The 3,267-nt window shown below is 58.6% G+C and carries 1 protein-coding gene; it reads left to right on the plus strand.

The genetic code is table 11. The annotated features are described in order from the left end of the window. The first annotated feature begins 1,624 nt into the window (after window positions 1-1,624). A complete protein-coding gene (locus CXQ91_RS24045) occupies window positions 1,625-2,197 on the plus strand; it encodes an Lrp/AsnC family transcriptional regulator (protein WP_104176355.1) in 573 nt (190 codons plus the stop codon). The last annotated feature ends 1,070 nt before the right edge of the window (window positions 2,198-3,267 follow it).

A 3,267-nucleotide genomic window follows, 5' to 3' on the forward strand; every position in this document is an offset into this window, starting at 1 on the left:
AATTGTTCAGGGCTGACTTGGCTGGATTAACTAATGCCCAATGCCAGCTTTTAAATCTTGTATATTTTTTTGCGTTAATTTTTGCGTTAATTATTGCTACCTGGGCACTTTCCCAGTCTTTCGCAAATTCGTTGACCGTCGCTTACTCCTGCTGCTCTCCTGGCGGGGCTACCACCCATACCGGCATGTACACACTCAATGCGAATACCGGGCGATATCCTGAGCCTGCCTGTTTCGACGCTAGTGAGAACGGGCCCTGGTCCTAGGAAATGATGCCGACCAGACGGTCCCCGACGAGCCTCACCTAGAAAAAATAGGTTTTGGGATGGGGGCCAAGCAGTTTCCTTTCCTATCGGTATCGCGGTTTGCTCGCAACGACGCACCGACCAAACTGGGCCGTGGTTACACGGCTTCGACTTGGATCCAGAGTAGAGAAACATTGACAGATGGGGTTGGCTATCGAAGGTTTTTCGAAATTAGACGATATTCATGCAAGGGTTGCAGCGACACCCCCCTGAGAGTCCCCGGGGCGAAAGGAACGTCGGGGCGAGTTCTCGAGTGACCGCGTGAGGCCAGCGATGGTTCCCTTTCCGACCGCCCGGGGCTTTCTCGCGACCATTCCCTTGGGCATCAGCCTTGGTAGCCGATGTGTTCATCGACTAAGCGAGCCCGGACATGGACCGGTTCGAAACACCAGCGCGGTACGTGACCTAGAACCCGGCGGCGAGCACAGGCCGGGCCCAGCGGCCGAAATCAGCATGGCCTGACGGAGCCGCTTACGTTGCTCCCCCGTGGCCCCCGGTCCACACACGAGCGCCTGCCCGGAGAAAACACCGAAATGCCCCCAAATTGACGGCGGAGCCTGCATCGCGCACCTGATCCGCGACACCTTCCGCCATGCCGCCCGCCTGTACTGAGACGAAATGCCCGAGACCTGCGCCGGCTCTACACGGCACCGTCCGAGGCCGACGCGAGGGAACGACCACGTGGGCCGGCAGTACCCGGCAATCACCCGACTGTGGGAGAACGCCTGGGGCGAGTTCGTGCCGTGTCTGGACCCATGCGTGAAAATCCGGCGGGTCAACTGATGCACCAACGCCATCGAATCCGTCAACGCTGGTTACCGGCGCGCGGTCCGAGCCTGGCTCATACCCACCGAGCGGCCCTGAAATGCCTCTGCCTAGCGACCCGGGCACTGGAACCGACCGGCAAAGGCAGGGCACGATGGGCCACAAGGTGGGAGCCAGCACTGCACGCCCTCGCCATCACCTTCGACGGAAGAATCAACTAAATGCCAACGGCCAGTCCACCGCTAAACGGACACTCCCACCATGCGGGAAGGGCCCTCATATCTGTTAGCAGTCGACGTCACCGCCATGAGGAGGGCCTCCCTATGCTTGGCCATCGTGCGGGAGGCGGGGTCGACTGTGACAGGGCTCACCGTTCACGCGGCGACAAACGGTAATGTGATAAGCGGCAAAACGATCTTGCCAACCCACCTTTACTGCGACGAGGGCGCACTGTGATCAGTGACATGAAGTCACTGCCGCGGGGGCACAAAGTAGCGACGGTCTTCGGTGGGACCACGCAAACTGACCAGTGGCGATGCATGGAAGCGAGATAGATGACAAAAGTTGGTAACCCCGGCCAGGCCGCGGGCAGCGCGTACGAGCTGGTAGATGAGCTAGACGAACAGATACTCTGGGAGTTCGTCAGAAATGGGCGGATAACGATATCGGAGCTCGCGGCACTCCTAAACGTGTCCCCGTCGACCGTATCTGTTCGGGCATCGGCTCTAAAACGGGCAGGGGTACTCAAGTCGTCCCACGCTGAAATCGACTTCAAGAGGGTCGGGTTGCCGATACAGGCTATGGTTTTCGTTCGTTTACGCGCACAGGCTCGACCGCACGTTCAGGAGTATGCCAATTTGTTGACTCGGCTTCCGAGCGTGTTGAATCTGTATTTCATGGGCGGAGACGAAGACTTCTTGATCCACTTGGTCTGCACTTCGACGAATCAGCTGAGGGACATTGTTGCCACCCAGGTGAGCATGCATCCGGTCGTTGCTTCCACCCGCACTCACATTATCTATGAACACGCTCTGGGGGCGGACCACATGGACCATCTGTCGGGGTTCGATGAGGTGAGGCGCCCGATAGGCTCCTCCCGCGACTTCCCTGGGGTATTCGACCAATAGTCACAGGTCATCACGTCGTCCCACGATGGTTCAGGCGTTGGCCGACTGAGTGAGGCAGTGTGCTCGGCGTTAGGAGTTGATAGGGAATTTTTCTCATTCAAAGGTGGGATGGTCTGGTGGTTGGCCAGACGCAGACGAACTGCCCTCGGCCAATTCCAAGCGGTGGCAATTCGGCCAAGAACCCCTGGTAGGAGAGTTGTTCCTGCCCCGCGACGGTGAGCGCTTCATCGAGCACGGCATGGATTGGGGGTAAGCTGATCCGCCGGCAGGCCAAATCCATGGCCCGAACCCAGCCTGTTCGGTCAGCCCACCCAACCGGCGCAGCGTCGGGGTGATCGTCGAAGACGGTGTTGCAGTGCTCATGAGATGTTCACCTTCGACGCGGATGATTGTGCGGGTTGCGTGCGTTTGGCCAGCGGTTCGTCACATGCACTGACCGAGCGCATCAGCCTGGAAGCGGCATCGAGTGCTTCACCCTCCGAACCGCGATCATCGACGACCGGCCCACCCGGGGTGTCAGCGGACTCGACTCGAAAACGCGCAGCGGCGCCAGAAGCGGCTGTTCTTATGCGAAGTCCTGCCTCATGGTGCGGAATCCCATGATTGATCCGGCTAGGATCTTCCTTGGTGGATCCGGTCGTCGTGGTGTCCTCGACCAGCATGGCATCGATCGCGGACTTGAACGGCTCCAGCCTCCAGGACACCCCTGCCGTGGCTCGCGTTCCGGTTGAGCAGCCGATTTCGGAGCCTGTTTCGCCGTTCTTCGGCGAACCTCGTGGCAAACGTCCACTGCACGGACCTACAAGCGCTCCCCCGGGCATCCTTTGTGATGCGCGTACAACTTCCCTTGCGACTGCATCCAGTCCAGCCTTCCGCCGCGTTCATCCATCGATGCATCGATCCATCCATCCACTCATGAATCCACCGTTGGGGGCGTCACAAGATGAACCTGAAGGAACGCCGGAAGAGTTCGCCGAATGACAGCTATTATTGCATCCACAGCATATATAAAGTCCCAATTAAGTATTGGACTGCACTAAATCTGGGTCATATTCTGACTATAGACAACG

Origin of the sequence: Arthrobacter sp. Y81 (assembly GCF_002929335.1) — a bacterium.
Taxonomy (GTDB): Bacteria; Actinomycetota; Actinomycetes; order Actinomycetales; family Micrococcaceae; genus Arthrobacter.

Excerpts from the sequence above, each read along its gene's own strand:
- CXQ91_RS24045 (WP_104176355.1), top strand. The coding sequence starts at position 1,625 with ATGACAAAAGTTGGTAACCCCGGCCAGGCCGCGGGCAGCGCGTACGAG.